Here is a 2,124-nt window from a genome sequence, read left to right as displayed (position 1 = left end):
GCCCGGCCGCGCGGTGCGGGGCCCGTCAGGTGTCGTCCAGCAGGCCGCGGCGCAGCTGGGCCAGTGTGCGGGCGAGCAGCCGCGAGACGTGCATCTGGGAGATCCCGAGCTCGGTGGCAATCTGCGACTGGGTCATGTTGCCGAAGAACCGCAGCAGCAGGATGCGCTTCTCCCGTGGGGGCAGCTTTTCCAGCAGCGGCTTGAGTGACTCCCGGTACTCGACCCCCTCGAGGGACTCGTCCTGGACGCCCAGGGTGTCGGCCACCGCCGGGGCCTCGTCGTCGCCGGAGTCCGGCGCGTCCAGGGAGACCGCCGAGTAGGCGTTGGCGGACTCCAGGCCCTCCAGCACCTCCTCCTCGCTCATCTGGAGATGGGCCGCGATCTCGCTGACCGTCGGTGAGCGGCCGAGCGTCTGGGACAGCTCCGAGGTGGCCTTGGTCAGCGACAGCTTGAGCTCCTGGAGCCGCCGCGGGACCCGGATCGCCCAGCCCTTGTCCCGGAAGTGCCGTTTGATCTCGCCGACGATCGTCGGGGTCGCGTAGGTGGAGAACTCCACACCGCGCTCGGGATCGAAACGGTCCACCGACTTGATCAGACCGATCGTCGCCACCTGGGTCAGGTCGTCCAGGGGCTCGCCGCGGTTGCGGAAACGGCGCGCGAGGTACTCGACGAGCGGCAGGTGCATCCGGACGAGCTGGTCACGGATCTCGGCCCGCCGCTGGTCCCCCTCGGGAAGGGCGACCAGCTGGGTGAACAGCTCCCGGGCGCGTACCCGGTCGTTGGTCTCACCGGGATGGCCGTGGCCACGGCCGTGGTGACCGGCGTCGGGGCCGTGGCCGTGGTGACCGGCGTCGGGGCCAGGGCCGGCATGGTCGTGGTCATGCTCGGGACCGTGGCCGGGACGGCCCTGGGCCGCGACCGTCGCCTGCCTGGGGGCGGGGTCCGTCACCGACGTGCCGGGCGGCGTCTCGTCCGTGGCCTCCTCGTCCGCGGCGAGGAAAAGATCGTGGCTGTTGTCGAGGAAGGCCTTCGAGCGTTGCCTGGTCGTGGCCACGGCGTCCTGAAACGGTCGGGTACGCCCTGCGGTCACGGCGTGCCCACCGGCCCGCTGGCCGGCGCGCCGGCGTTCTCGGTCCATGGCGTCACAGGGGATGGTGCCACGGGGGATGGCGTCGTGGCGGCCGGTGCCGTGGGCGCTGGTGTCCTGGGTGCCGCGGCCCGGGGACTGTGGATGTGTTCCTCGGGTATCCCGCGCCGCTTGCGTAGCACGATGGTGACCCGCGAGTCCGCGTCCACGGCGGAGGACACCTCGTCGGCCAGCGCGGTCAGGACCGTCCAGGCGAACGTCTCGATGGACGGTGGCTCGCCGTCCAGGCTGAGCACCGTGACCGAGACGTCGATGACGCCGGGGGAGAGCTCGAAGGTGCATTCCAGAGCCGAGCCGGGGACGGCTGACAGCAGCAGCAGCGCGCACGCCTCGTCGACGGCGATCCGCAGGTCCTCGATGTCGTCGAGGGTGAAGTCCGCGCGGGCCGCCAGCGACGCCGTGGCGGTCCGCAGGACCGACAGATAGGCACTCGCGGCGGGCAGGGTCAGCTGGACGACGTCTCGCAGCCGTCCGCCGGGGACTCCCGCCCCGGGGACACCGCCCTGACCGCTGGTGGTTTCGGTCCTCGGCGTTGTGTCCACGGTGTTACCCCCTTGAGTGCCTTCTTGAGTGCCTTGCGGTTCCGTATTCCATCTGATCTCTTGACCCCCACCTGGGCAGCGGTTGTGCCGGTCGAGGCTGGAGACGTCCGCGCCCAGCTCATGCCACGTGAAGACCACCGTACCCAGTGCCGAGGCGCCACCGCAGGTCGGGTGATCGATTCTGCGGATTGTGTGGGTGATGCCGACTACGTCCCATCGCCGTTCGGGGATGCTCCCGCCCGCCGGCTCCGGCCGGAGCCGAGATTATGATCAATACTGGTTATGAGCTGGTTATGATCAGTGCTGTCAGCCGTGACGCGCAGGGCCCGGCTCCCCGGGCCGCCGGCGGGCCGGGAACAGGCGGGACGCTGTTGCCGGTCATGCTGTCCGCGGCGCCGCGGTCCCCCGGGTTCCCGGATCCCTGCGCGGAGGCCG

The 2,124-nt window shown here is 70.9% G+C and carries 1 protein-coding gene and 1 pseudogene; both read right to left on the bottom strand.

Annotated elements, in window-relative coordinates; genetic code table 11:
• Nucleotides 1-25 precede the first annotated feature (25 nt).
• Complete coding sequence (locus NBW84_RS03865; RefSeq protein ID WP_250281773.1) at nt 26-1,054, bottom strand: RNA polymerase sigma factor SigF; 1,029 nt, start codon at nt 1,052-1,054, stop codon at nt 26-28.
• Nucleotides 1,055-1,215: 161 nt separating this feature from the next.
• Nucleotides 1,216-1,689: pseudogene (locus NBW84_RS03860) on the bottom strand (anti-sigma factor); the annotation flags it as partial.
• Nucleotides 1,690-2,124: the final 435 nt, after the last annotated feature.

Source organism: Protofrankia sp. CiP1_Cm_nod2, assembly GCF_920664355.1.
Classification (GTDB): domain Bacteria; phylum Actinomycetota; class Actinomycetes; order Frankiales; family Frankiaceae; genus Protofrankia.
Note: the sequence above shows the minus strand (reverse complement) of the source record. Positions and strands in the feature narration are given on the sequence as shown.